Here is a 25,116-nt window from a genome sequence, read left to right on the forward strand (position 1 = left end):
CTACTCACGGGGTATAAAACGATGATCAGGTAACGACTCTTTGTATTCACTAACAGACTGCAAGGCCTTTTCTTCTGCACCAATACGCACAAATAGAACCAAAGCATTGCCTATGCTAAAAACAATGGCAGTCATAAAGCAGCCAAATACAATGGGTAGGGCAAGTATTTCAATAATAACGCCTAAATAGTTCGGATGGCGAATGTAACGATAAATTCCGCCGGTCACCGGTTGCGAATCGGGAATGACAATAATTTTAACTGTCCAACGTCCATCCAGAGTCTTGATCGCAACGATGCGTAGTATTTGACCGATTAGTAAAAACACGATTCCTGTAACGATAAGCCACCACTGCGGTGGATTTTGCCGATAGTATGCTTCGGCGACGCAACTCACTAACCACAACGCATGGACTAATTTCATAAAAATAAAATGTCTGGGAAATTTTTCTATTGCACCGAGTTCTTCTTTTAATTTTTTTTCATTTCGCGCAGAGACGCGCATTTCCCATAATCTTTGTATGGCAACACATACAACCAGTGCAATGTATAAATTTATTGGGGTAAACAACATCGAATTAATCCCAATTCAGAACAAAAGGCAGGTCCCATAGCCGTCATCAACCCTAAGGAATCTTTTGCTGGCAGACTTTTCAAAAGAGCTTCTAACACGAATAGTACTGATACAGAACTCATATTGCCGTGTTTTTGTAAACAATCCCAACTATATTTTAAGTCGTCGGGCTTCAGATCCAACGCTTCCTCCATCGCCTTTAGTACTTTTGGACCACCTGGATGCGCAACATAAAACTCAAGTTGCTCTTTTTGTGTATTATAGTCCTGTAGAAAGTCAGCAACTGCTCGCGGCATTTCGTTAGATACAATGTCAGGAACTTTACTGCTAAGAACAATTTTAAAACCACTATCTACCATATCCCAGCCCATAATACGCTCGGTGTCTGGAAAAAAAACAGAACGCCAACCACAGACTTCAAAAGGAGAACTTTCACGAAGAGGATGCTCATCTCCCACGAGTAGTACAGCTGCTCCACCATCGCCAAACAAACCAGAAGATATAATATTAGGTATACTCAAATCTTGTCGTTGTAGCGTTAAGGAACACAGTTCAACGCTAAAAAATATAGCTGCTTCTTTCGGATGACCTTCCAGGTAGTCACATACACGATTGATACCGGCAACACCAGCAAGACATCCTAAACCGAGAATGGGCAAACGTTTTGTATATGGGGAAAAAGATATTTTATTCATTAAGCGCGCTTCTAAACTCGGTACAGAAATTCCTGTGACCGTGTTACTCACCAATAAATTTATATCTTCAGGAGAAATATCCGCCTGTTGTAAAAGATTATTCGTTGCTCGTTCAGCTACATCAAGCCCAACTCGAATCCAAGCATCGTTGTGCCCACCAAAGCCTTCAAGTTTATCGTATTCTTCAACTGGCAACGCCAAATGGCGTCCACCGACAAGAACGTTGCGATGAAAGGTTTCTAGACGCGAAGGATTAAAAAATTTAGCCGACCATCTAGATTTTAGGGCATCGATTAAAGTGTCTTGGTCATAATAGTGAGGAGGAAATGCACAGCTAACACTGTGAATATAAGGCATGAGATTACGCTTTCTAAAAAATTTTTTTGTGCTAAACAATCATAACTAAAGCGAAAATCAAAAGTTAACTTTGATTTGTCTTTGGCTCATTATAATATGTTTTTTAGATGCAACAAGAAAAATTTTATCGTTTTGTATTCTTACTCACTACACAAAATTTTCCACCCCCAGCACGGCGCAAGATTCTCTCCTTTACCATCTTTCCCAGTGTCGCACGAACGCTTGATAATTTTAATTTACTCACTTCAGCTAATTCTTCAACGGTCATAGCCTCCTTGCGTTTATCTAAGATCTCCCACAAAACATGTTGTGCGTTTTTTTTGTTATCCATGGTGTGTCCTTTGCGGATAAAAATGTTTTCGAAATTCCTCTACGGAAAATAAGCGTAACGCAATACTTAACTCGGTAGCAATTTCTATTCCTTGTTCTTTCGCCAATGTTAAAGCACTCATACGGTGATGCCCTTCATACAACATGAATTTATGTCCATCACTAACTCCCAACACCTGACTTGACTGTGGAAAGTCGTGCATAATACTGTTGATTTTAGGATTTTCCTTTAGAGAACTATTGGGAACTATGTACCCAAATGTAGAGCGCTCTCGCTCTTTTTCTGTGGGAAATTCGCCATTGGAATAATGTTTGAACCATGTATGAAAAGGACCACAATACGCCATACTAGCAAACAAAACAGGATCGTGAATACGATAAACTTTCCAATCATCTTTTGGCAATGCAAATTTTTTTAAACAGGCCTCACGCCACGCTTCCCATGAAGGGTATTCTTTATAGATCTTTTGCCAAAAAGCCTGGTCAACCTCGTCTTGTTTCCAAGTATGAATAATTTCATCCCAAGAAATATTTTTTATAAAAGAAAGTTGCTTAGAAAATAGCACATTTTGTCCTAACCAAAAAAAATTAGACAGGATTAACAGGATTATGAATTTCCACAAAATTCAGGTAGCAATCAAATGTGTTTTATGTTTTAGTAATAACATCAAATACATTTGATTGCAAACGAATAAAAGCGCAAAAATTTGTGAAGATAGCTAGAAAGGAAGTGTGAGGGAATTTTGTCACACATTTTCACCAATAACTCCCTCGCCATATTGTCATGAAGAAATTGGGTCAGGGACGCTCGGGTGTTGTTTTCATGGACGACAACCAAAAAATTGTTCACAAAATATTCATAGGTAGTCGCCTAGCAAATTTAGTACATTACGTTTTTTCCGGAGCACCTAACGCTTACACTTGGGATCAACATGCTATTCGCTGTGCATACCTACGCCGTAACATCCTCAAAAAACTTACCCATTTTTGGTTCAGTGATCGCGTCGATGTCTCCGAGGCCTATGATGTGGAATGGAATGCCGAATACAAAGCATATGAATTGCAAGCAGAGCCCATTGATGGGCGTACCGCATCTTTAAAGCACTGTTTTCATACAGAAGAAGACGATGCGCTTAGTTTTCATTACCTAAAAAACAATGTCATGCTACCTCTACAAAAAAAATTAAAAGAAAGCGGTTTTGACGGATTGGTGTGGCAAGCTGGCATGGGAAATCCCGTCGCTGCCAACAATTTTTTACGCACGGAAAGCAGTTGGGTGTGGATCGATTTGGAATCAGGCGTTCCCGCGCTCATCCCCTTGAATCCATTGCCGCTCTTTACCTTTTATCTTCCCAAAAGTTTTCGACATCGCCGCGCGTTATTTGATGATGTCGATATCAACAAACTCCAAACTTATTTACAAAGCAACCACGAACAGCTGAATTCTTTTTTTAGCGAAAGCGATTTCTCATCTTTGCAAAAAGAAATTGAGGAGTTGCAGCAACAGCAAAATTTATGGCGAAATACAAAAAGAATTCACCGCGCACTTACTTACGCACATAAAAAAAATAAGATAAATGATGAGCAACTTGCATTCTACAAGCGCTTTTCGTTTTTGTGGTATGGACGAGAAATATTCCGCATTCTATGGCTAGTAATACAAACATTATTCTTTTTACCAAAAAAAATAGTGCAAATGCTGATGCGTTTTCCCCTTCCAGAAAAAATAAAGAAAGCGATCAAGTTTGTTTTTTCCCAAAAATATCGCGAACAAAAAGCGCGCAGTTATGTACAGAAAAGCGTTAAACGCTGGCAACAACGTCAACAACTACGTCCACAAACTGTACAAAAGCTAGAAGAAGAGATGGGGCAAGGCGATGCCAGTGCATTCATCACCGATTTTGGTGTTCATATCGCCATAAAGCCATTTGTCAAAACTTTCGAGTACGTATTCGTACCTTTTTTATTGTTTTCTAAAGTAATTAATCTGCCAACGTCGATATTTTTAATTTTAATTGCTGGTCCGGTGGCAAGAAGTTTGTACACATTATTTCGTATACTGCAAAACTCTTTCTATGGTCAAAGGAAGCCTTGGGTAGCGCTATTTGTCGGTATAATTCCTGTTCTCGGTAACTTAGCATATCCCGTGCAAATGATCTATAGTGCCTCAAGCGACGACGGAGTCGCAACATTTATTCTCTATGATTCTTTTAGTAAATTTGGAATATACATGCCAATTTGGGGAGGAGAGGATACCGCGACCGAACACTTTTTCAATCGTTTTTTGTATACGTGCCTAAGTATTCTCAAACGTAAACCTTCACAAGGCTAAGTGTTGATTTCCCATGCACTGGTGTAGCTATCAATTTCTTCGATATATTCGACAAATCCGTTATAAAAATCTTCCGCGCAAATCGTAGCGCTGTCACCGATGACAACAAGCTTCTGTTTTGCGCGCGTCATGGCGACGTTCATACGTCGAATATCCTTTAAAAAACCAATTTCGCTATTGCTGTTGCTGCGCACCAAACTTATGTAAATAATATCGCGTTCTTGTCCTTGAAAGCCATCAATGGTATTAATGGATAGTCGTGGACCGAAAACCTCATATATTTTCATATGCTCAAATGACTTTTCTTTGAGATAACGAACTTGCTCTTTATACGGAGAAATAATACCCACACTCAACTTACCAAGCATTTCTTCGTCTGCACTTAGCAGACGAATTAAACCACGCATGTGGGTAAAAAGAACTTGTGCTTCCCCAGGATTGTACCGACTTTTTGTTTGCGGATTTATTTGCTCTTCATAACCGCATCCCGCAGTGTCGATAAAATCCACTACCGATATTTCATTTGCCAGACATCGCTCTTTTACACTGCGATCCGCCTGCAATTTTTGGTTGTAAAACACGCGATTTGAGTAATTCATGATACGTTGGTGCATGCGATATTGGGTATCTAACATCACCGCAACGTCTTGGCGCGTTGTGCATTTTTCCATCAAACTGATTCCCAGACCGTTTTTATCAGCTTCAACGGACTTTACTACCGGAGGTAACTGTAAATGATCCCCGGCCATGATCACTTTACGCGCCTTAACAATAGGAATCCAGCTAGCTCCTTCTAGCGCCTGTGCTGCTTCATCCATAAATACAACTTCAAATTCACAGTTTTTTAATAGCTCGTGATTTGCTCCCGTTAACGTGCAAACAACCGCTTGTGTTTCGCGTAAAATTTCGCGGCATATTTCTTTTTCTAAACGCTGAACTTCGCGCACTAACGAACGGGCTTCTAGGAATTGCTGTTTGCGTTGTTCGCGTTTATGCCTATCAAAATTTTTATGGTACTTCGTCGCCTGCGCGCGTAGATCTTGGATTTCCTTTCGCCATTTTTTTAGTAGCTTGTAGTCACCATGGCGCAACATCTTGGCATCAATTGTGTTATCAAGTACATCGCGATGGACTCGTGCAGGATGCCCCAAACGCAAGACTTCAATATTTTGCTCAATGAGTTTTGCCGCAAGTAAATCAACAGCCGTGTTGCTCGGAGCACAAACAAGTACCTGCTCGTGAACTTTGAGAGTTTCGCAAATACTTTTTACCATCGTCGTGGTTTTTCCCGTACCAGGAGGACCGTGAATCACAGCAACATCCGCAGCGCAAAGCACCTTGTCAACCGCAAGTTGCTGTGATGGATTTATGCCTTCTACCACTGTGCGTGGTAGCGAAGAAAACTTTGGTGGCGTACTTCCGAGAATAACATCGCGCAATTCCTCTAGACGGTTATTTTTGGCTTCGATAACACGGCGCACAGCTTCCTGCATTTGTACAAAAGTTTTCTCATCATTTCCCAAATCCACTCCCAGCTTGTCGTCTTCCATCCACTCAGGCAATTCGTCGCTGTACAAACAAATCGTCATGGTGTTTTTCTCCACATTTTTCACAACACCTCCGACAAAAGGATTTTTTTTTCCGCGACCTTTTTCCGCAAAAAGGGAAACGACGGCTCCATTGCTAAAAGAATTATGCTCCGCGTTTTTATCTTTTGTTTCTATTTCGATAACAAATGTTCCCCCTAAGCCAAGATATTCCTTATTTATAGTGATTGGGTACCATGTAATACCGCGCGATTTTCTTTCCTCTATGGATGTCTCTAATACCATTTCCACAAAAAGTCGATTGTCTTCTTTGCGTTCCACTTCAATAAGTTCTAGAATTTTTTGTAGCTCTTCTATTGTTTTTTGTTTTTGCATTTATTTTCTCTATAGAAATGTTTTTTTTTATTTTTTGTTGCATGGAGTATCGTTTTCAGGTATAATTTTCGAACTATTTTAGACTGGCTGCCTAGCCCACTATTGTGGGCGATCCCTGTGGCAACTTCGGTTGCTGAAGTTATTGGTTTCCAATAAGGAAGGGAAAGGTTTCTTATAGATATACACCTAGTTATGTAGTAGTACGTCCCTCTTTAGGGTCCCCTGCACTACCGCGGCAGCGCCGGTGCGCACCATGGTGATCGTCCTGGTTGTTCGAGCGCGCGCGCTGTACTTTTCAGCTAGAAGTGGTATCTGTAAGTGGTTCTTAGATAACAACTTAAGTTTTTGTCGAAAGCTTAATTGCCGAGAACTACCCTGAGTAGTAGTAGGGAATGTTCCTGAACTACCCCTGTAGCTATGCTTCTGACTATTTTGCGCAGTCTTGATGCAAACTTCATCTAAGTAAAATTAGGTGAAGTTTTTTTATGTCTATTGGGAAATTCTTTCCCATTTCGGTATTCTTTCTTCAGGTTGATGCCCTCACCATCGTAATTGTTGAAGTTTAGGGATTATGTCTCCGAATTGGTGCCCTCACCATCGTAATTGTTGAAGGTTGATTGAAGATCAGGGATTCGGTCTTCGAATTGGTGCCCTCACCATCGAATTTACGGTTTTAGCTTCGCTAAAAGCCTTAATTCTCATGCCTCTCCCACAGGGAGAGGCGTAACACGTCTGAATTTGTTTCCATTTGTGTTATTTTATGCCGTTCAAAAAGCATAGTCGTGTTATAGCTATTGTCTCGCAAATCAAGTGAATTTTGTTTTTACCAAAAGAGAAGCATTACACCTCTCCCTGTGGGAGAGGTATGAGGATAGGAGGTTTCAGCCTCGCTGAAATCTCCTATTCGATGGTGAGGGCACCAATTCGGAGAAGAATTACAGTACAAAATTCACCAATTTATTTGGCACAACAATTACACGTCGCACTTCTTTGTCTAGGTGTGTTTTTACCTTTTCATCTTCGCGGGCAATCTTTTCTAACTCGTCTTTAGAAAGTCCCTTTGCCACTTTTAATGACGCGCGGAATTTACCGTTTACTTGGACAACAAGAGTGATTTCATCATCAACGACGAGTTTTGGATCGTGCTTTGGCCATTCCTGTTCACATACACACGGATCGTTACCCAATAGTGCCCATAACTCTTCGGCGATGTGTGGTGCTAGTGGCGAAATTAACTTTAGCAATGTTTCCGCACATTCCTTGTTTATTTCCTTACCACCTAGCTCATTGACCAAAATCATCAACTGTGAAATTGCGGTGTTGAAGCGCAATTTTTCCAAATCGTTTGTCACTTTTTCAATGGTCTTGTGCAAAAGCTTTTCCACATTTTTGTCGAGTTTTGCATCGTCTTTGATCGACTCATTCAAATTGCCTTCGCGATCGATAAATAGTAGCCACACTTTGCGCAAGAAACGGTGTACACCTTCAATACCCGTGTCGTTCCATGGCTTTTCCTGCTCAAGTGGCCCCATAAACATTTCATAAAGACGTAGAGAGTCTGCGCCATAATCTTTAATGATTACGTCAGGGTTGATTGTATTTCCCAAAGACTTGGACATTTTTTCCGCTTTTACCTCTAGCTCACAATCCAACTCTTCGTGATATACCTTACCATCTTTCCACACCACTTCATGTGGGGCAACCAACTCTACTTTTAGCTCTTCTTTTGTTTCTTTGTGGTAGGCAATTTGTCCACTATCTTCCACTTTCCACTTTGCGTCGTTGTGGGAAACCACTTCGCCTTTGTCGTTTTTGTAATTGCGATATGTGTAACCAAGTATCATTCCTTGGTTAAACAATTTTTGAAAGGGTTCTTTGGTACTTACGCAACCCAAATCATAGAGGACTTTGTGCCAAAAGCGTGCATAGATCAAGTGCAAAACAGCATGTTCTGCGCCACCGATGTATAAATCAACCGGCATCCAGTATTTTTCCTTTTCGGGATCGCAAAACTTATCTTCGTTGTCTGGATCTAGAAAACGCAAATAGTACCAACAAGATCCTGCCCACTGCGGCATCGTGTTTGTTTCTCGCACATATTTCTTGCCGTCTTTCCCTTCGTATTCCAACCACTCAGTGGCCTTCGATAGCGGTGCTTCGGGAGTACCTGTTGGTTTAAAGTCCGACATTTCGGGGAGCAAAACAGGAAGCTCTTCTTCGCTGAGCGCTTGGGCTTCACCTTTGTCATTGTATACGACAGGAAAAGGTTCTCCCCAGTAACGCTGACGTGAGAACAACCAGTCGCGTATTTTGTAATTGGTCTTTGCTTCACCACAATTGTTTTTTTCCAACCACTCTATTGCTGTAGCAATTCCCGCTTCTTTTTCCAAACCATTTAGCACAAAACCATTCTCTTTATTTTCCGAATTGATGTAGCGTTCATTGTCATCGGTAATGGCAACAATATCGAGATCGAAAACTTCAGCAAACTCGTGATCGCGTTCATCCCCATGAGGTACACACATAATAGCACCTGTACCATAACTGACAAGTACATAGTCAGCTATCCAAATAGGAATCTCTTGGCCATTTGCTGGATTTATCGCATATGCTCCGGTAAATGTTCCGGTTTTTTTCTTGCTAAGTTCGGTACGTTCTAGTTCAGATTTTAAAGAAGACTGTTCCTGATAAGAGCACACCGCTTCTTTACAATCGCTCGTCGTTACTTTTTCTACAAGAGGATGCTCAGGAGCCAATACCATGAAGGTTGCACCAAAAATAGTATCTGGTCTAGTGGTATAGACACGCAGTTTTTCATCGTGATTCTTTATCGCAAAGTCAATTTCCGCCCCCTTTGACTTTCCGATCCAGTTGCGTTGCATTTCTTTTAGACTTTCTGGCCAATCAAGGTCGTCTAAATCCTGTAACAACTCTTCGGCATACGCCGTAATCTTCAACATCCACTGTCGCATCGGACGGCGCTCAACACGATAACCTTTCGCTACTTGTTCCGGTACTTCTTCATTGGCAAGTACTGTTCCTAAGTCTGGACACCAATTGACCGGCACTTCCGCAACGTAAGCAAGTCCTTTTTTATGGAGTTGCAAAAAGATCCACTGTGTCCAACGATAATATTTTTCATCCGTAGTATTTACTTCGCGGTTCCAGTCATATGATAAACCAAGTGACTGAATTTGTTTTTTAAAATTAGCGACATTTGTCGCGGTTGTCTCTCGTGGATGTTGGCCGGTTTTTACAGCGTATTGTTCGGCAGGAAGACCAAATGCATCCCATCCCATAGGGTGCATGACATTAAATCCGGCCATTCTCTTATAACGTGCTACGATATCTGTAGCGGTATAACCCTCGACGTGACCAACGTGCAAACCTGCCCCAGAAGGATAGGGGAACATATCTAATACATAGTATTTTGGTTTGCTTTTATCTACTTCACTTTTAAAAGTGTCATTTTCTAACCAATGTTTTTGCCACTTTGGTTCAATTTTTTGAAAATCATATCGCATGTTGTACATTCCTTTACTCAAAATTGCCACCAAGCAATTTCACAAGTACCTATTCCCTTCTCATACCAATGGAGGTGAAAAAGGGTTTTGTTATTTTTTTTAGACAAATAACGATCACTATTTCTTTGCTATTTTTTTGTCTGTATACCAACGACGCAGTAACTTATGAGGAAGTCCGAAAAAAAATCCGATAACGATACATTGATTTATCAACCATGTTCGCCATGGACCTGAACGTTCCCATTTACGCGCTGACGTAAGTATTTTCATTGGGGAGATCACAACGTTCCCCAATTTACGTAGGCGTCTTACGAAAACAAAATCTTCCATGATTTCTATCTGTGGAAATCCTTGTACCTTTTCATATGCACTACGACGCACAAAGATACCTTGATCTCCGTAGGCCAAACCAAGTAAACGCGAACGTCTGTTAATACCGGTTTGCATTTTTTTTATTTCGCGATGATCCGAATCCAACTCAATGGAAAATGCCCCTCCGCAGTTACTGCCTAGTATACGTCGGACTTCCTCGGCAAATTTTTGTGGTAGAACACTGTCTGCATGAAGAAATAACAAAATGTCCCCACTCGAAATTTGCGCTCCATAGTTTAGCTGTTGTGCTCGTCCTCGACCACAGGAAACCACCTGTACATTATCAAAACTACTCGCTATTTCGCAAGTGCGATCCTCACTTCCTCCATCGACCACAATACACTCGATATTTTTACCAACAACGCTACGCAAACATCGTGCGATGTACTTTTCTTCATTCAAGCATGCAACGACAACAGAAATCTTCGGGGAGAATTCGCTGTTTTCCTTCACAGATTGCCATACCGACAAATCTTCTGGTAAATCTACGTCATGTAGAACAGGCAGCAATTGGTAACGAATTCCAACTTTTTTTGCTGCGTCTAGTGTTTGTTGTAAAACGCTAGAGCTACCCCAGGCAATATTGTGAAAAACTTCACGAAAACGTTGTGTCATTGCAATAAGATAATAACCACCGTCTGCGGCGGGTCCGATCACTAGAGGAACTGATTTTAGATACAAAAAAGTTAAGCGCAAAATCTCTTCGCTCACTTCAGGACAATCTGCCCCTGTCACAACGCAATACTTCGTACCTTCATTAAAACTTTGAGAGAATGCTTGGTACATCTTTTCTCCCAAATCTTCGCCGCGTTGCGCGCGCATTACCATACTTTCCCCAAGCCATTTTTGCATCTCTTGCCGATTGCCGCCGAAAAAACGCACCTCAAAAATTATATTGTTCTTGCGACAGAAGCGACGTAGTTTCGCCGAGATAAAAGTAGTCATTTCACGCTGTAGATTTGCCGCCCCTTCTTTACCCAAAGCCGGTATCATTCGCGTTTTAGATTTTCCAGCAAGCGGGTATTTACTGAACAAAACTACACGCTTGGTTTTATTGACCTGCTGTAGGCGAACGGCGTATTTGAAAATCGTGGTAAGTATCTTATATCCTGCTCCGATTACTCCTGAAACTGTACCGGAAATTTTGGAGGTGCCGATGCGTCGGCAGTAGTCTACCGCAACATCTGTCGATGGCGTACGATGGATAGCGGCTTTGATCTGCATTTCGACAGTCCATCCATAGTTTAAATCGCACATGGCAAAAGACGTCAGTGTAGGGTAAGAAATGGCGCGAAAAGGACCCAGGTCTGTATAGCGAACACGCCACACCGCAAATATTAAGTGGCAAGCTAGCCAGTTTCCAAAACGCGCTTGAGGAGTTAGGGCTCCGCGTTCCCTGTTACCTAGAACGCGAGAGCCGATAACCATCTCGGCCTCACCATGAACTATAGGGTCAACTAGGCGATGCATTTGTTGTGGGCGATCACTATAGTCCCCGTCTACAAAAACCACAATATCGGGATTTTGTAGAACAGAAATGCCCTTTAAACAAGCGGCCCCATAACCACGCATCGGTTCATGCACAACTTTGGCTCCGTGCCTTACAGCTACTTCGACAGTGTTGTCCGTACAGCCATTGTCGACAACAATGATGTCACGTACCCAAGAAGGTATATCGTCAATCACTTTGCCAATAGACAATTCTTCATTCAGAACAGGTATGATGACATCGATTTTCTGCTTATACATCATTCTCCATGGTGAAAAGTAAATTCTTTAACGCCACAAGTAATTTGCCATTTATATGATAACGAAGTACACGGCGTTTTTTCTCTTTGAGCGCCTGAAAATCTCCTGCAGCTTGCGCATGTATTAATGTATTGAAGTCATAATTTTCACCAGGTACGGCAAGTTTATCTTGCGCGCTATGTGTTATTTGCAAAAACACTCCGCTGTTATCGTCACCTTTGTGAAGTTGCCCTGTTGAATGCAAAAAACGCGGACCAAATCCGATGGTTGTGGCAATATTGTGTTTTTGTTGTATATGACAGCGAATTTTCTGCAGAATGTTTGTAATCTCTTCATCATACGGTAAATATGCCATCACCGCAAAATAATCACTACTCTTGATACTAGAAAGTAGACTACATAAAAGGCCTTCAATATTTGTACCTTCGTCAATATTTGCGCTGTATATTTCAAGATCGTCGCGCACAATCTTTACATCTCCTGACGTGACGCTACCATCACCACTCATGAGCTCGCGTGCTTTTATTTTTGCTAGCTCCACATCGGGTTGATCAAAAGGATTGATTTGCAAAACACTACCACAAATTGCTGTGGCCACTTGCCAACGCAAGAACTCTCCTCCAAGGTCGGTCAAATTTTCGAGATGTATGTGCAAGACATTGTCAGAAGGAATGTTAGGCGCCTTTTCTTCCCCTACCGTAACACAGACAAAAACGCGATCATTGCTATAATTTTCCTGAAGATGCTCTCCGGCAACAGGAAGAACACCTTTGCCTATTTTTCCTGTACTTTCCGCGACGAGTTGCTCTACCCAATCGGCAAAAGGTGTCAGTTGATCACTAAGAACAAACGTAAGTTTGTTCTTGCCTTGTGTGGCTAGTTTCCCTAGAGTTGTTCCCAAAACCACAGGAGAAATTTCATCTGTTGCACTCAAACTGTTTTGTATTTTTTCTGCACTGTCGAGTATGTTTTGTAGTGGTGCTCCGATAAGAGCTGCGGGAACCATCCCGAAAACGGTAAAAACAGAATAACGCCCCCCCACATCTTGTGGGGCGAAAAAAGTGCGCAAAAACTGTTTTTCGTTCGCAATATTTTCCAGTTTAGATCCAGGATCAGTAATGGCGATAAAATGCTGCCCAGGTTGTGAAGATACTTTTTGTACTTCGGCAAAGAAAAACTTATACAAACTCAGAGTTTCGATGGTTCCGCCCGATTTGCTCGAAACAACAAACACTGTTTTTGCCAAATCCATTTCCTGCAAATATTGACGAATTGTCACGGGGTTTGTGGTGTCGATAACACGTAGTGATGGATATCCCGATTTGTTGCCAAATATTTTCATAAAAACTTCAGGGGCGAGACTACTACCTCCCATCCCTAAAAGAACAACGGCAGAAAATTTTTCGCGCACTTCGTGTGCGAATTCTTGCAAATCTGATATTTTTTGTTGTGTTTCGCGAACACTATCAAGCCAACCTAGACGCTCGCGTACTTCATCTAGGTTAACTCCGGGAAAATCCCATAAACTACAATCTTTTTCAAGCAGTTTCGCTGCTAAGTTTTTTTTTTCGCCGAGTTTGGCCTTTTTTTCTTCCAGTGTCTGCATAAGAGATGCAAAAGATTTGCTAAACGCCGCAACACCATCTTCTTTTAGTTTGCTGGCAATTTGTTGTAAATCGATATTCAGCTCTTGTACTTTTGCCAAAACCTCTTGTACTTCTTCGAGATTTTTCCCGACTCTTGATGCCGCATTTCCGTGATCGCGAAAGGCATCTAGTGTATGTGGAGGAACCGTGTTTACTGTATTTTCCCCCATCAATTCTTCCATATACAAAACGTCGCGATATGCAGGGTTCTTTACCCCTGTACTTGCCCATAGCAATCGTTGTATACGTGCTCCTTTTGCTTCCAAATCCTTAAAGCGTTGGCTTGCATAAAACTCGATAGCTTTTTGGTAGACATTTTTGGCATAACTGATGGCAACTTTTCCCGCAATAGCAGAATTTTCAGGTAAAAGTTTGTCCACCGCTGAATCCATGCGACTGATAAAAAACGATGCGACAGATGCAACGCCATCTAGCTTACCACCATTTTTATCCAAGAGCTCTAAACCCGAAAGATATGCATCGGCAACGTCAAGAAAATCCTGCATTGCAAACATAAGCGTTACGTTAACATTAATTCCCTGTCCAATAATCTGTGTAATGGCAGGTAATCCCTCTTTTGTTGCAGGTACTTTAATCATTACATTTTCGCGATCAATGGTGCGAAATAGGTGTTGTGCTTCTTTTATGGTCCCCTCAGTATCATGTGCCAAGTCTGGCGAAACTTCCACCGAAACATATCCATCAACCCCACTTGTTGCATCGTAGACGCCGCGTAGTAAATCTGCTGCTTCGCGGATATCTTCGATCACCAAAGCCTCATACAACTCTTTGATGGACATTTGCGGATTGTTTTCTAAAAGTTCCGTCATCATATCATCGTAATCGTTGCTGCCACCTATTGCTTTGTCAAAAATGGTCGGATTGGAAGTAATCCCTACAATCTCGCCTTCGTCAATCATTTGTTTTATTTTGCTTAGCAAAGAACGCTGTATATTATCATACCAAATGCTTTGTGAATAATTTTGCACTTGTAATAGAGGATTTGCCATGACTTATTCCTTTAGCCCTACATAAAAAAAGTGGCATTAGTTCGCATAAATATCGAACTAATGCCTTACATTAAAATATTGCAGAAATATCTCACAAGGAGATAATGTTATAAACTATCACTAGTTATTGCAACCATTTTCTTTGTCGCAAGTTTCAGGATCGCAATTTTCAGGATCACTACAGTCTGTTTTTTCTGCTTTTACAGGTGTAGCTGTCGCTCCAGCTTCGCCTTCACAACTAGCTTTTTCACTGCAGCAGCCTTCTGCTTTTGCTGTTGTGTTAGCAACTGTTGTTGCCTTTTCACTGCAGCAGCCTTCTGCTTTTGCTGTTGTGTTAGCAACTGTTGTTGCCTTTTCACTGCAGCAGCCTTCTGCTTTTGCTGTTGTGTTAGCAACTGTTGTTGCCTTTTCACTGCAGCAGCCTTCTGCTTTTTCACTACAACCTTCTGCTTTTGCTGTTGTGTTCGCAACTGTTGTTGCTGTTGCTTTTTCACTGCAGCAAGACTTAGCTGTTGTATTAGCAACTGTTGTTGCTTTTCCACTACAACCTTCGGCTTTTTCGCTACAACTTGTCGTGTTAGCAACTGTTGTCGCTTTTGCTTTGCTTTTGCAACAAGATTTCGCTGTAGTATTAGCAACTGTTGTCGCTTTTGCTTTGCTTTTGCAACATCCTGTTTTTGCCGCAAGATTGGCCGCTTGCGCTTTTGCTTTAGATTTACAACACCCGGTATTTTGTGAAGCAAAAAAACCATCTTCCATATGGGTGTAGTAACCTACAGTAAAAAGAGAAACAACCAAAACGGCGGTTAATAAAGCTGCGGTTTTCATTGTAAATCAACCTTTCTAAGTTAATAACGTAAAAATTTACTGTATTCAGTGAGTAACTTTTCAATTTCTTTTTCTGTTGTTGCTGGCTGTAAACATGTCTTACCAACGCAAAACACAGCCGTTGTTTTACGGATATCTTTGTATGCCTCTAAAATTTTCCACTTTTGTTTCTTGGTTTTTTCTAAGTCGATGACTGTGGCCAAATAGTGATTCTTACGGCACGCTTTCAAAAGTGCTTCCTTTTCCTCACCGGCTCCGGTAATAACGATTGTCATTTCTCCTCGTTGTAAAGCAAGATGTGCCGTTAATAAAGTTCCCAAAGAAATGCATATTTTACTTGCCGACTTTCCCAATACCTCTATGGACGCTCTGGCAGTCGCTTTAAATTTTTCATTTCCTGTCACATTCCATAAACGAACAAGCCCCAAGGCCATCGCAGAGTTACCAGAAGGATATGCATTGTCGTAAAGTATACGCGAGCGCATAATCAAATCATCGCGATTATCTACCGTAGAGTAAAACCCGCCACCTTTGTGCGCAAAATTTTCGCTAGCTTCTATGGCAATCTTCTCGGCACTAAGAACAAGATCTACATCACCCAAAGCGTCAAAAGCATCCATTAAACCGCACAGTAAGAAACCATAGTCATTGATAAAAGCGGCGATATGTGGCAAACGCAACAAACCATCTTTTTTATGTCTTCCAAGTAATACCGATGCGAGTTCTCTGGTAGCGGTAATGTACTTTTGTTTTTGAGTCAAGCGCGCGCCGTGCGCAAAAGCGGACAATGCAAGCCCATTCCACGAAGTCAACACCTTGTCATCAAGATGTGGGCGCGGTCGTTCTTCGCGTTTTTTTAAGAGTGCGGCGTAGTGTTGTTCCCACGATAACCTTTTGGCAATACTCTCGGGAGAGTGGAAATCCTCTTTTAAACTACTGCCACGAGGAAAGGGAATATGAGAGGTCACCGGTTCTTTGTGACCAAAATCGTTTTTGTGCACTTCCCCTTTTGTTACATTCCAGTCTTCGGCAAGAGCTTGCGCCTCTTTGTCGGATAAAACTTGAGATAGCAACTCTTTATTCCAGGCATAAAAGCTGCCTTCTCCATTGGGATCATCGGCATCTTCGGCGCATGCATAACCAATGAATTTTTCACCACTCTTTACGCGCAAATCACGCAGCATATAGTCGAGAATTCTCTCGCCCGTTCGCGTTAAATCGTTTCGTTTATACTGATCTCCGGCAATGAAGTATGCCACAGCAAGAAGAGCATTGTCGTACAGCATTTTTTCAAAATGCGGTACACGCCATATTTTATCTGTGCTATAACGATGAAAACCTCCCCCTACTAGATCATGAAGCCCGGAGTCTTGCATCGTAGTTAAAATATCTAACGCTTGTTGTTTTACTTCCTTACCCTCTTTTAGCAGCAAAACTAGACGTAACATTTGTGCACTGGGAAACTTGGGGGCTCTTCCCCACGCAGGGTCCTTTTCGTCATAGTATGTCCGCAAATTCTTCTGTAAATCCTCCCATATCGACACGGGAATTTCGCTTTGCGTTTGCTCTTCATTTTCTTGTAAAAATTTCGTTAACCCATTGGCAATCTCGTCTACTTTTTTGCGTTCTGTTGTCCAAGCATCGTGTATTGCCTTGAGAAGTTTCATCCATTGCTCTTTGGGAAAAAACGTTCCCCCAAAAAATGGTTTTCCTTCAGGCGTAATGATCACATTGAGAGGCCATCCACCTCTTTGATTCATGGCGTGCACAGCACTCATGTAAATATCATCAACTTCTGGTCGTTCTTCGCGGTCCACCTTCACACAAACAAACCATTTGTTCATCATCTCTGCCGCTTCTTGGTCTTCAAAAACTTCGTGTTCCATAACATGGCACCAGTGGCAAGTGGAATAACCAATAGATACGATAATAGGTACATCGCGCTTTTTCGCCATATGAAATGCTTTTTCTCCCCAAGGCTGCCAATGCACAGGGTTGTTTTTGTGTTGTAGGAGATATGGGCTACTCTCCTGTGCTAATTCGTTTTTAGAAGTCTGCATTTGTGAATTTTTCTTTTGTTTGTTGTTGTCGTAATCATTTTGTGCGCTACAATTTGTTAAAAAAAATAGCAAACATACTAGCAAATATTTATTGCGAACGATAGGCATTGTAATATACTTTCTATTATACTGGAAAATGAAAACCAAATCGAGGTTAAACCGTGCAAAAAACCATTCTTTCTACATCAATTATTCTTCTTCTTGGAAGTGTAAGTGTTTTTTATGCGTACAGCTCCAATCTCTACGGACCTTTTATCTATGACGACATCTGGCAAATTGTCGATAGCGAGGACATAGAAAACGCGCAATATTTAACAGCAAATAACTGGCGCATTATACCAAATTTTACTTTTTGGCTAAACTACAACCTTGGTCCGCAACTCGAAGGGCGCAATACCATTACCACCATAGGTGGTCCCTCTCTTTTTTATTGGCACATAACCAATATTGTTTTACATTTTGCATGCGCTATTGCCCTTCTCTTGTTGTGCAAAGATTTGAAATTCCCCCGTGCACTGTCCATATTAGTGAGTGGTGTATTTCTCGTCCATCCTCTCGCCAGCGAGGCTGTAAACTACATTCAAGCACGCTCCATGATTCTTTTAACATTATTTCTGTTGTTGTCAATCATCTATCGTGAAAGAAATATTTTGTTTGTCTTATTCTCCTTAGGCACTATCCTATGTAAGGAGGTAGCATGCTTTTACTTACTGGCGACATACATCATATTTTCTTACAAAAAAAAATCGCAACTTCATAAAAAAATTCCGCTCTTAGGTTTAGTATGTTTTGTAATCATTGCCTTTCTGTCTCCGGTTATTTACAACAGGTTTGCCGCAGGTGATTTTTTTTCCAATCTAACCAAACAGCTAGTTGCTTTTTGGTATTATGTCAAATTATTCATCTACCCTGCTGCAACACAACTTTCTTTAGATCATGTCACACAGAACTTCTCCCATGGCTTTAGTAGTTTATTTGCCTTGATCCTTACAGGATTTATTTTATGCAAACTAAACAATAAAGTGGCCCCCCGCGCATTTCTCGCTTGCATGGTAATTCTTATACCTTACGCTTTCATCCCCACCAACTTCGTTGTTGTAGAATACAGAGCATATCCCTTCCTAGTTTTTCTTGTTGTTGGCGTCGCCAGCGTTGGCCTTTCACTATATGAAAATTTAGTCCAGCAAGCGCGTAAATTTTACCAAAACCAAGCGCAAAAGGGACAAAATAGACAATCGAAGCAAAAATTCCTGTATTTTCTTGCACACACTACTTTGCTATGCCTATTTGTTCTACTCTTACTCATTCTTAGTCAGGAAACACGAAAAAGGTCTCGCGTCTGGCAGTCCGCTATTTCTATTTATGGAGATACAATCGACAAAGGAACTTTACGTCCCAGCATACGGTTTAATTTTTGCATGGCTTACGTAAGTACTGCACAATGGATGTGGGAAAACAATCGTCAACAACTTGCCAGAATCTATTTTACGTATGGCAAACAGCACATAAACAGTTATTTAAAAGAGGCGAAAAAAATATCTGCGCAACACCTCCTCCATCTACGCTTGCAACTGCTCAAAGTTTATGAAATAGAAGAAAATTTTAGCAAAATACTTGCTCTCACAACCCTTCTTAAGCAACAAGTACCAAAGCACTCGTCGCATTATTCTCTACTTCTTTTGTTAGAAGCGCAAACATATTTAAAACAACAAAAGTCTAAAGAGTGTGAAACAGTCTTGTTACAACTCAAGTCTTTGAAGTTAAGTAAAAATATTCAACGACGTTATACAGAGTTATTACAAAAACTACAACAACTCCACAAACAAAAGTAGATACGATTTCTAACGTTTTGGTGATTTACTTTGTAAAGTACGAAAAATCAGCATTGCTCGCTTGCGGGCTCGGGTTCGGCAAAAACTTTTATACCAAGCACCAAATTCGTTAGAATAAAAGTAGGTGTAATTCGAGTAGTTGTTGCCATGGTAAAGTAAAAGAAATTCAAAAATAATTCAAAATCCTTATACTCAATTTGTTTTGTTATCGAACAGCAAAATCCATTTACAAATAACGTCAAACATAACGATTCTCGGAGTCTCATATTGTTATATTCACCAACCACGGCCTTTAATTTGTTGCATATTTTACTAGGCCGCGAAATAAAGAATTACTCTTGACTTTTTGTTTTCATACTTTACAATAGCTAGGAACTATCTCTTTTTACGACACTAAGAGCTATAATTATATTAATATTTTTGACTTCCACCGCAGATTTTCAGGGAGAGTAAAAATCATGAGCAGTATTGCTAAAATTTTTATTTTCATCAATTTTATTCTTAGCATTGCTTATATGGTAATTGCTGGAACACTGTTAGCCCAGAAATGGGACTACAAACAAATGCTGATTGATCAAGCTCAAAAAGCCACTCGTGAAAAACAAGTACAAGAAGATAAATTAAAAGATGCTGAAGGAAAAGTTGCAAACTTGCAAGAAAGTTTGAACAACGTTACCGGCCGAGCAATTCAACTTAATGTTGAACTTAATAAAACCAAAGATATATACGATGAGGCAAAGAGAACTAATGATAGCCTAAACGAAAAAATAGCTAACCTAGAAGCTAGTTATAAGGAAATCAATAGTAAAATAGGCGAAAAAGATGCTCGCATCAACGAATTAGAAACAGCCAGAGATCAAGCAAAAGAAGAAAAAGAAGACGCTATTCGCGCAAAAGAAAGTTCCGAAGAAGAACAACTTGTTTTACAGACCGAACTAAATAACATCAAAGGCGAAATTGCCGAAAAAGAAAAAATAATTCAAAAACAACAACGCGAATTGCTCGAAGCAAAACAAATCATTGCCGCTGCAGAAAAACAAGGTGTACGTCTTGACCTTCTGTACACAAGAGAAAAACCTCTTGATGGTTTTATTACAGCCGTTAGTAAAAAACTACCGCTTGTAATGATTTCTCTCGGAAGTGACGACAATGTACAAAAAGGTTATCAATTTACTGTATTCCGAGGAAGCAGTTATATTGGAACTATTGTAATTGAAGACGTTTACAAAGACGCTAGCGCCGCTCGTATCCTCAAAGACAAAACCCGCCAAAAAATTCAAAAAGGCGATTCTGTAACAACACGCTTTGGAGGCACAAGAGGCTAAAATGGCAGCAGATTATGAAGACTATCAAGGAGAACTAGAGGTTATTGATGAAGGAGAAGATCTAGGAAGTTCCGTAGCTCCTTCCGATTCGATAACGCCTGTAATTATAATCTTAACAACCATTTTCACGATTATAGGCATGTTACTCATTGGTTGGGAACTCTTTTCCGTTTACGACGGTCAAGGAAACCCAGGAAGAGCAGATAGTGCTCTTATTCAGATAAAACTCAAGTAGTATTAAGTGTTAATAGTATGCCATCTCTACAAATACGCTTTGTAAAACTGGTATACTATTTACAAATTACTACGAGTAAATATTCCTAGTAAAGGCTATTTGCTATGGCTGTCACTTGTACAGCCAAAGCCTTTATTATTTGTTAGCTAAGTAACTACATCTAAAGCTTCACATTTCCTATTTCAGACTTCTTCTGAAAATCTTACTGGTCCTTCCCAACTTTTCTTCTGGCGAAATTACATTATGTTAGGCTTATCAAATAAAATATTGGGTGCCGTTTCGCTTAATTTAGGAATAGATCTCGGCACAGCGAATACTCTTGTTAGTGTTCAAAACCAAGGCATTATAAGTGAACCCTCTGTTGTTGCTATCAACAAAAATACCAACGAAGTTTTGATGGGGGGAAATGCCGTTGGAAACGAAGCAAAAAAAATGATTGGCAAAACACCACCCAACATACAAGCAGTACGACCTCTAAAACACGGTGTTATATCTGACTTTGCTGTCACCGAAGCAATGCTACGCTATTTTATACGCAAAGCATTAAATTTCAAATGGGGCATTCGCGTACGTGTTGTCATTGCCATCCCTTCAGGAATCAACAGCGTTGAAAAACAAGCAGTGATCGACTCGACACGTCGCGCAGGGGCAAAAGAAGTCTACCTAATTGATGAGCCAATGGCAGCAGCAATTGGTTCGGGCTTGCCGATTACCGAAGCAAAAGGTAGTATGATTGTGGATATCGGAGGTGGAACAAGCGAAGTTGCTATTATTTCGTTGGCTTCACCAGTGGTTACGCGCGGTATAAAAATAGCAGGAGATGCGATGGACCGTGCAATCGTCGACTATCTAAAACAAGAAAAAAAAATACTTATCGGTGAATCAACAGCAGAAATTATAAAAAAGAATTTAGGTTCTGCGTGCGAACTAGAGCAAGAACTCCAAATGGAAATCAAAGGACAACATGCGACTTCGTCTTTGCCAAAAACCGTTATTGTCCGTTCCGAAGAAGTGCGCGAAGCAATACAAACTTGTATACAAGACATCATACATATGATAAAAAATTCACTAGAGGCCACCTCTCCTGAGATTTCCGCTGACTTAATCGAACGGGGTATTGTCTTAGCCGGAGGAGGAGCACTACTAAAAGGTTTAGATCAAGTTATTGCCAACGAGACCCAATTAAAAGTTAGTGTCGCTGACTCACCTTTAGAATGTGTAGTTCGCGGTACAGGAGCTGTTTTAGGAAAATTGGATTTATTGCAACATATCCTAAGCTCTCCATAAATTTTTCTATCATAAACCTCAATAATCGTAAAGGCAAAAAAATTGAAGTACTATCAACACATCCTGCTTGTATGTCTCGCATTACTCTCATGTGTATTTATGTTTTACAGTAGCTATTTCTCTTCCTGGAGTTTAACTTCTTTCACATTTTTGCTATCAAATCCGGAAAAAAAAGAAGTAAAAGGTAACAAAGACGAAATAATTAGTCATTTGCAAAAACAATTGGCGAGTAAACAACTCGAAATCATACATCTTCAACAAACCTTGGCAAATATAGAAGCACTACAAAAAGAAGCCTTTCTTGATAGCAGTAGAAACCTCATTAGTGCAAAAGTTTTGCTGAAGCGAGATAGTACAAGTCACCGTAATTCATTTGTCATCAACAAAGGAAAACGCGATGGAGTTCAATTAGGTGCCTTAGTTACATTTAAGAAAAATTTACTTGGTATTGTCTCTAAATTATCAGCAAAATCTAGTATGGTCTTACATGTTTCCGATCCATACATGCACATACCCGTTTTTCTAATGGTCAAAAAACAGCAGGCTTTTACCATTTACGATGAGGGAATTTGTGTTGGACAGAGCAAGCAAAAATGCAAAATAAAGTTTATTCAGTGGTTCGCAGAAAAGGCTCTTCCCGAAGCAGCAGTAGCACTTACGTCTGGTTTTGGTAATCGATATCCCCAAGGCCTAATCGTTGGTAACGTAACGATAAAAAAATCGACAACACAACGCGAAAAACAACATTACTTACTCAATGTAAATCCAATTGCCTTGGACAAAATATACAACGTTATGGTAACTGTCAATCAGGATGTTCGCAAATGAAACTATACATTACCTTAATATTTGGTGTATTGTTTTTATTTACAGGTATCGTTGTCTTCCCCATATTGGGTTTTCACAACGAACGTCCAGATCTACTCATTATTCTCTGTGTTTACATCATTGTTTACAATAACAGTCGCCAGTCTATATTACTACAAACTTGGCTCATCGGACTATTAAAAGACAGTTTGACTCTCGATTTGTTTGGTTTGCATTCTCTTTTGTGTATATTACTTTCCTATACACTTCTCAAACTCAAACAAACAATGCATCTCACCAACTCGTTTGTACTTTTAATTCTAATTTTTTTCTATACATTCCAATACTATTTGTTAAATTCCATCATTGTGTATATTTTTTGTAATGTTGATTTAGCCAACACAGCATTCAAGTGTGCCATATACACCACTCTTGTTGCCCCATTCACCATACTCGTTTTACGCGTTTTCACTCATGAGCCTCCGGAAGGGTATCTTTACGAGGTTTAAATATGGAAAGTGTACATAATAAAATAATGCAACTCATCTTTTTTTCTTTCGCTCTTTCGGCGATTCTCTGCACGAGATTGTTTGTTTTACAAGTCGTCAGGCATGATTACTATCTTGAAAAAACTCTCAAACAAAGAAAAAAAAGTAAAAATCCACTTTATAGTCGTAAGTACAACATCATTGTGGAAAAGTCAGCTTTTGACATTGAGATTATTCCCAAAAAGCTACTCAATAAAGACAAAAAGCTTGCGTACAACGAATCGGTTACGCGCCTTGCTAACCTACTAGGTTACAGTAGCGGATATGTGTGGCAAGAATGTCTCAAAAAAGAAAAAATTTTACGAAAAAAAATCGATGCGAAAGCCAAAGAAGAATATGAACAAAACGGTGGTGATTGGCAAAAAATTATACGTGAGAAAGAGGAGATGTATTTCAATCGTCCCTACCCGATCTTTTATAACATCGATAAAAATACGATCATGCGTTTAGCAATAGAAAAGCATGTACCTCGAAACAATGATGATATTTTAATATGGCGCGACTTATACACCGGTTTTGTTGTTCGTAGGCGTGCTGCAAAACAGAAAAAAAGAGGCCGATAAATAATGTCTATCTTTAACCAGCTCAAGTGGAACAAAACTTTGTATAGCTTCATCATTCCTATCATTGTTATCGTCGTCTTATTGTCGATCATAGGTCTATCCTTCATATACAGCACAACCTTTGATGGCGAAAACACCTATGCGAAACAAAAAAAATGGTTTATCATTTCCGCAATCGCATTTTTCATCACTATACGAATCAATCACAAATGGTTACTTCAATATGCGTTTATTTTTTACTCGTTGGGGATTATCACCCTTCTTTTCTTACTTATTTGCGATCCGTTTGTTGGTAATACCAAGCGCTGGTTTCGCGTGTCTTCTTTTTCGATACAACCTTCCGAATTTATGAAATACGCGCTAGTTCTCGTCTTAGCAAAACTGTTTTCCCAATTCGTGACCAACAAAGACAAAACGCATTTTGACGTTATACCTGCGTTCTTTATTACATGCTTACCAGCGGCGATGGTATTTATACAACCAGACCTGGGTACATCGTTGATTTTTTTTGGTACTTTGTTCGCCATGGCATTTGTTGTAGGAATACCCATACGCCACATTATACTGCTATCTCTATTGGCTTTTTCGCTTATCTACTCCTACGGACTAAAACCCTATCAAAAAAGAAGATTGACGAATTTCTTCCAGCCACTCGTCCAAAATGAGTTACCCAAATATCAACAAGAAGGCGAAATGTATCAATTGATTCAATCGCTAAATGCATACGGATCAGGAAGTTGGTTTGGTTCTGGATTGAAAAACGGCTATCAAAATATCAACAACTTTTTACCTGCGAAAAAGACAGACTTTATTTTTGCGATTGTGGGTGAAGAGTGGGGGTTTTTGGGGACGGTATCCACAATTGTGCTATTCTTTGCTTTATTTGCATTGTTACTGTTTACCGCCTCGTCTTTACCAGACTTGCAGTCTCAGCTTGTGGTTGTAGGAATCACGGCAATTTTTGCCATGCAAACTTTCGTCAATATGTTTATGACAGTAGGATTTGCACCCATTACAGGTATTCCATTACCATTTATTTCATATGGGGGTAGTTCTTTGCTAACTTCTTTTATAGGTATCGGTTTGGTGGTATCTATTCAGGGGAGTGAGTAGGTAGATAA

19 protein-coding genes are annotated in these 25,116 nt (G+C 40.2%); 9 read left to right on the plus strand and 10 right to left on the minus strand.

Features of this window, described 5'->3' with window-relative positions:
- From UABAM_RS07695 to UABAM_RS07710, 4 genes are all read right to left on the minus strand, one after another.
- Positions 1 to 573 (minus strand): isoprenylcysteine carboxyl methyltransferase family protein, encoded by a 573-nt coding sequence (locus tag UABAM_RS07695; RefSeq protein ID WP_151967416.1) that lies wholly within the window; start codon positions 571 to 573, stop codon positions 1 to 3.
- Complete coding sequence (locus UABAM_RS07700; protein WP_151967417.1) at positions 555 to 1,625, minus strand: type III polyketide synthase; 1,071 nt, start codon at positions 1,623 to 1,625, stop codon at positions 555 to 557. Before UABAM_RS07700 ends, UABAM_RS07695 begins: the two co-directional genes overlap by 19 nt.
- Positions 1,626 to 1,749: 124 nt before the next feature.
- Positions 1,750 to 1,956 carry a hypothetical protein gene (locus tag UABAM_RS07705; RefSeq protein ID WP_151967418.1) on the minus strand — a complete coding sequence of 69 codons (207 nt, stop codon included), beginning with the start codon at positions 1,954 to 1,956 and terminating at the stop codon, positions 1,750 to 1,752.
- Complete coding sequence (locus UABAM_RS07710) at positions 1,949 to 2,521, minus strand: hypothetical protein (RefSeq protein ID WP_151967419.1); 573 nt, start codon at positions 2,519 to 2,521, stop codon at positions 1,949 to 1,951. The genes UABAM_RS07705 and UABAM_RS07710 overlap by 8 nt, the downstream gene beginning before the upstream one ends.
- Before the next feature lie 257 nt (positions 2,522 to 2,778).
- Here UABAM_RS07710 and UABAM_RS07715 point away from each other — a divergent pair, with 257 nt between their 5' ends.
- Positions 2,779 to 4,287, plus strand: coding sequence for a hypothetical protein (locus UABAM_RS07715; RefSeq protein WP_151967420.1), 1,509 nt, complete (start codon positions 2,779 to 2,781; stop codon positions 4,285 to 4,287).
- Here UABAM_RS07715 and UABAM_RS07720 read toward each other — a convergent pair.
- The 6 genes from UABAM_RS07720 to UABAM_RS07745 form a co-directional block, all read right to left on the minus strand.
- Complete coding sequence (locus tag UABAM_RS07720; protein ID WP_151967421.1) at positions 4,284 to 6,209, minus strand: AAA domain-containing protein; 1,926 nt, start codon at positions 6,207 to 6,209, stop codon at positions 4,284 to 4,286. The genes UABAM_RS07715 and UABAM_RS07720 overlap by 4 nt on opposite strands.
- 935 nt (positions 6,210 to 7,144) lie before the next feature.
- Positions 7,145 to 9,733 carry a leucine--tRNA ligase gene (leuS, locus tag UABAM_RS07725; protein WP_151967422.1) on the minus strand — a complete coding sequence of 863 codons (2,589 nt, stop codon included), beginning with the start codon at positions 9,731 to 9,733 and terminating at the stop codon, positions 7,145 to 7,147.
- Positions 9,734 to 9,850: 117 nt separating this feature from the next.
- Positions 9,851 to 11,857, minus strand: coding sequence for a TIGR04283 family arsenosugar biosynthesis glycosyltransferase (locus UABAM_RS33910; protein WP_151967423.1), 2,007 nt, complete (start codon positions 11,855 to 11,857; stop codon positions 9,851 to 9,853).
- Complete coding sequence (gene tal / locus UABAM_RS07735; protein WP_151967424.1) at positions 11,847 to 14,510, minus strand: transaldolase; 2,664 nt, start codon at positions 14,508 to 14,510, stop codon at positions 11,847 to 11,849. The genes UABAM_RS33910 and tal overlap by 11 nt, the downstream gene beginning before the upstream one ends.
- A 120-nt stretch (positions 14,511 to 14,630) precedes the next feature.
- Positions 14,631 to 15,338, minus strand: a complete 708-nt coding sequence (locus UABAM_RS07740) for a hypothetical protein (RefSeq protein WP_151967425.1) — start codon at positions 15,336 to 15,338, stop codon at positions 14,631 to 14,633.
- Positions 15,339 to 15,358: 20 nt separating this feature from the next.
- Entirely contained in the window at positions 15,359 to 17,398 is a 2,040-nt protein-coding gene (locus UABAM_RS07745) for a thioredoxin domain-containing protein (protein ID WP_173013192.1), read from the minus strand.
- Positions 17,399 to 17,559: 161 nt separating this feature from the next.
- On the opposite strand from UABAM_RS07745, the gene UABAM_RS07750 reads away from it, so the two are divergent.
- The 8 genes from UABAM_RS07750 (at position 17,560) to UABAM_RS07785 (ending at position 25,108) form a co-directional block, all read left to right on the plus strand.
- A complete protein-coding gene (locus UABAM_RS07750; protein ID WP_151967427.1) occupies positions 17,560 to 19,230 on the plus strand; it encodes a hypothetical protein in 1,671 nt (556 codons plus the stop codon).
- 458 nt (positions 19,231 to 19,688) lie between these two features.
- Positions 19,689 to 20,555 carry a hypothetical protein gene (locus UABAM_RS07755; RefSeq protein ID WP_151967428.1) on the plus strand — a complete coding sequence of 289 codons (867 nt, stop codon included), beginning with the start codon at positions 19,689 to 19,691 and terminating at the stop codon, positions 20,553 to 20,555.
- A gap of 1 nt (position 20,556) precedes the next feature.
- Entirely contained in the window at positions 20,557 to 20,790 is a 234-nt protein-coding gene (locus UABAM_RS07760) for a hypothetical protein (protein ID WP_151967429.1), read from the plus strand.
- Between the two features lie 243 nt (positions 20,791 to 21,033).
- Positions 21,034 to 22,077 (plus strand): rod shape-determining protein, encoded by a 1,044-nt coding sequence (gene mreB, locus UABAM_RS07765; protein ID WP_151967430.1) that lies wholly within the window; start codon positions 21,034 to 21,036, stop codon positions 22,075 to 22,077.
- 99 nt (positions 22,078 to 22,176) lie between these two features.
- Positions 22,177 to 22,905 carry a rod shape-determining protein MreC gene (mreC, locus tag UABAM_RS07770; protein ID WP_151967431.1) on the plus strand — a complete coding sequence of 243 codons (729 nt, stop codon included), beginning with the start codon at positions 22,177 to 22,179 and terminating at the stop codon, positions 22,903 to 22,905.
- The gene (mreD, locus tag UABAM_RS07775) at positions 22,902 to 23,393 is read left to right on the plus strand and encodes a rod shape-determining protein MreD (RefSeq protein WP_151967432.1); all 492 of its coding nucleotides are present in this window, start codon (positions 22,902 to 22,904) and stop codon (positions 23,391 to 23,393) included. Before mreC ends, mreD begins: the two co-directional genes overlap by 4 nt.
- A gap of 2 nt (positions 23,394 to 23,395) precedes the next feature.
- Positions 23,396 to 23,995, plus strand: coding sequence for a hypothetical protein (locus UABAM_RS07780; RefSeq protein ID WP_151967433.1), 600 nt, complete (start codon positions 23,396 to 23,398; stop codon positions 23,993 to 23,995).
- Positions 23,996 to 23,998: 3 nt separating this feature from the next.
- On the plus strand, positions 23,999 to 25,108 hold the full coding sequence (locus UABAM_RS07785; protein ID WP_151967434.1) for an FtsW/RodA/SpoVE family cell cycle protein: 1,110 nt from the start codon (positions 23,999 to 24,001) through the stop codon (positions 25,106 to 25,108).
- The last annotated feature ends 8 nt before the right edge of the window (positions 25,109 to 25,116 follow it).

The organism is Candidatus Uabimicrobium amorphum (assembly GCF_009002475.1).
GTDB lineage: Bacteria > Planctomycetota > Uabimicrobiia > Uabimicrobiales > Uabimicrobiaceae > Uabimicrobium > Uabimicrobium amorphum.

Coding starts and splice junctions, on each gene's coding strand:
- leuS (WP_151967422.1), bottom strand. CDS start 9,733: ATGCGATATGATTTTCAAAAAATTGAACCAAAGTGGCAAAAACATTGG.
- UABAM_RS07755 (WP_151967428.1), top strand. CDS start 19,689: ATGAGCAGTATTGCTAAAATTTTTATTTTCATCAATTTTATTCTTAGC.
- UABAM_RS07745 (WP_173013192.1), bottom strand. CDS start 17,398: ATGCAGACTTCTAAAAACGAATTAGCACAGGAGAGTAGCCCATATCTC.
- UABAM_RS07720 (WP_151967421.1), bottom strand. CDS start 6,209: ATGCAAAAACAAAAAACAATAGAAGAGCTACAAAAAATTCTAGAACTT.
- tal (WP_151967424.1), bottom strand. CDS start 14,510: ATGGCAAATCCTCTATTACAAGTGCAAAATTATTCACAAAGCATTTGG.
- UABAM_RS07740 (WP_151967425.1), bottom strand. CDS start 15,338: ATGAAAACCGCAGCTTTATTAACCGCCGTTTTGGTTGTTTCTCTTTTT.
- UABAM_RS07760 (WP_151967429.1), top strand. CDS start 20,557: ATGGCAGCAGATTATGAAGACTATCAAGGAGAACTAGAGGTTATTGAT.
- mreB (WP_151967430.1), top strand. CDS start 21,034: ATGTTAGGCTTATCAAATAAAATATTGGGTGCCGTTTCGCTTAATTTA.
- UABAM_RS33910 (WP_151967423.1), bottom strand. CDS start 11,857: ATGATGTATAAGCAGAAAATCGATGTCATCATACCTGTTCTGAATGAA.
- UABAM_RS07705 (WP_151967418.1), bottom strand. CDS start 1,956: ATGGATAACAAAAAAAACGCACAACATGTTTTGTGGGAGATCTTAGAT.
- mreD (WP_151967432.1), top strand. CDS start 22,902: ATGAAACTATACATTACCTTAATATTTGGTGTATTGTTTTTATTTACA.
- UABAM_RS07700 (WP_151967417.1), bottom strand. CDS start 1,625: ATGCCTTATATTCACAGTGTTAGCTGTGCATTTCCTCCTCACTATTAT.
- UABAM_RS07715 (WP_151967420.1), top strand. CDS start 2,779: ATGGACGACAACCAAAAAATTGTTCACAAAATATTCATAGGTAGTCGC.
- UABAM_RS07785 (WP_151967434.1), top strand. CDS start 23,999: ATGTCTATCTTTAACCAGCTCAAGTGGAACAAAACTTTGTATAGCTTC.
- UABAM_RS07780 (WP_151967433.1), top strand. CDS start 23,396: ATGGAAAGTGTACATAATAAAATAATGCAACTCATCTTTTTTTCTTTC.
- UABAM_RS07695 (WP_151967416.1), bottom strand. CDS start 573: ATGTTGTTTACCCCAATAAATTTATACATTGCACTGGTTGTATGTGTT.
- mreC (WP_151967431.1), top strand. CDS start 22,177: ATGTTTTACAGTAGCTATTTCTCTTCCTGGAGTTTAACTTCTTTCACA.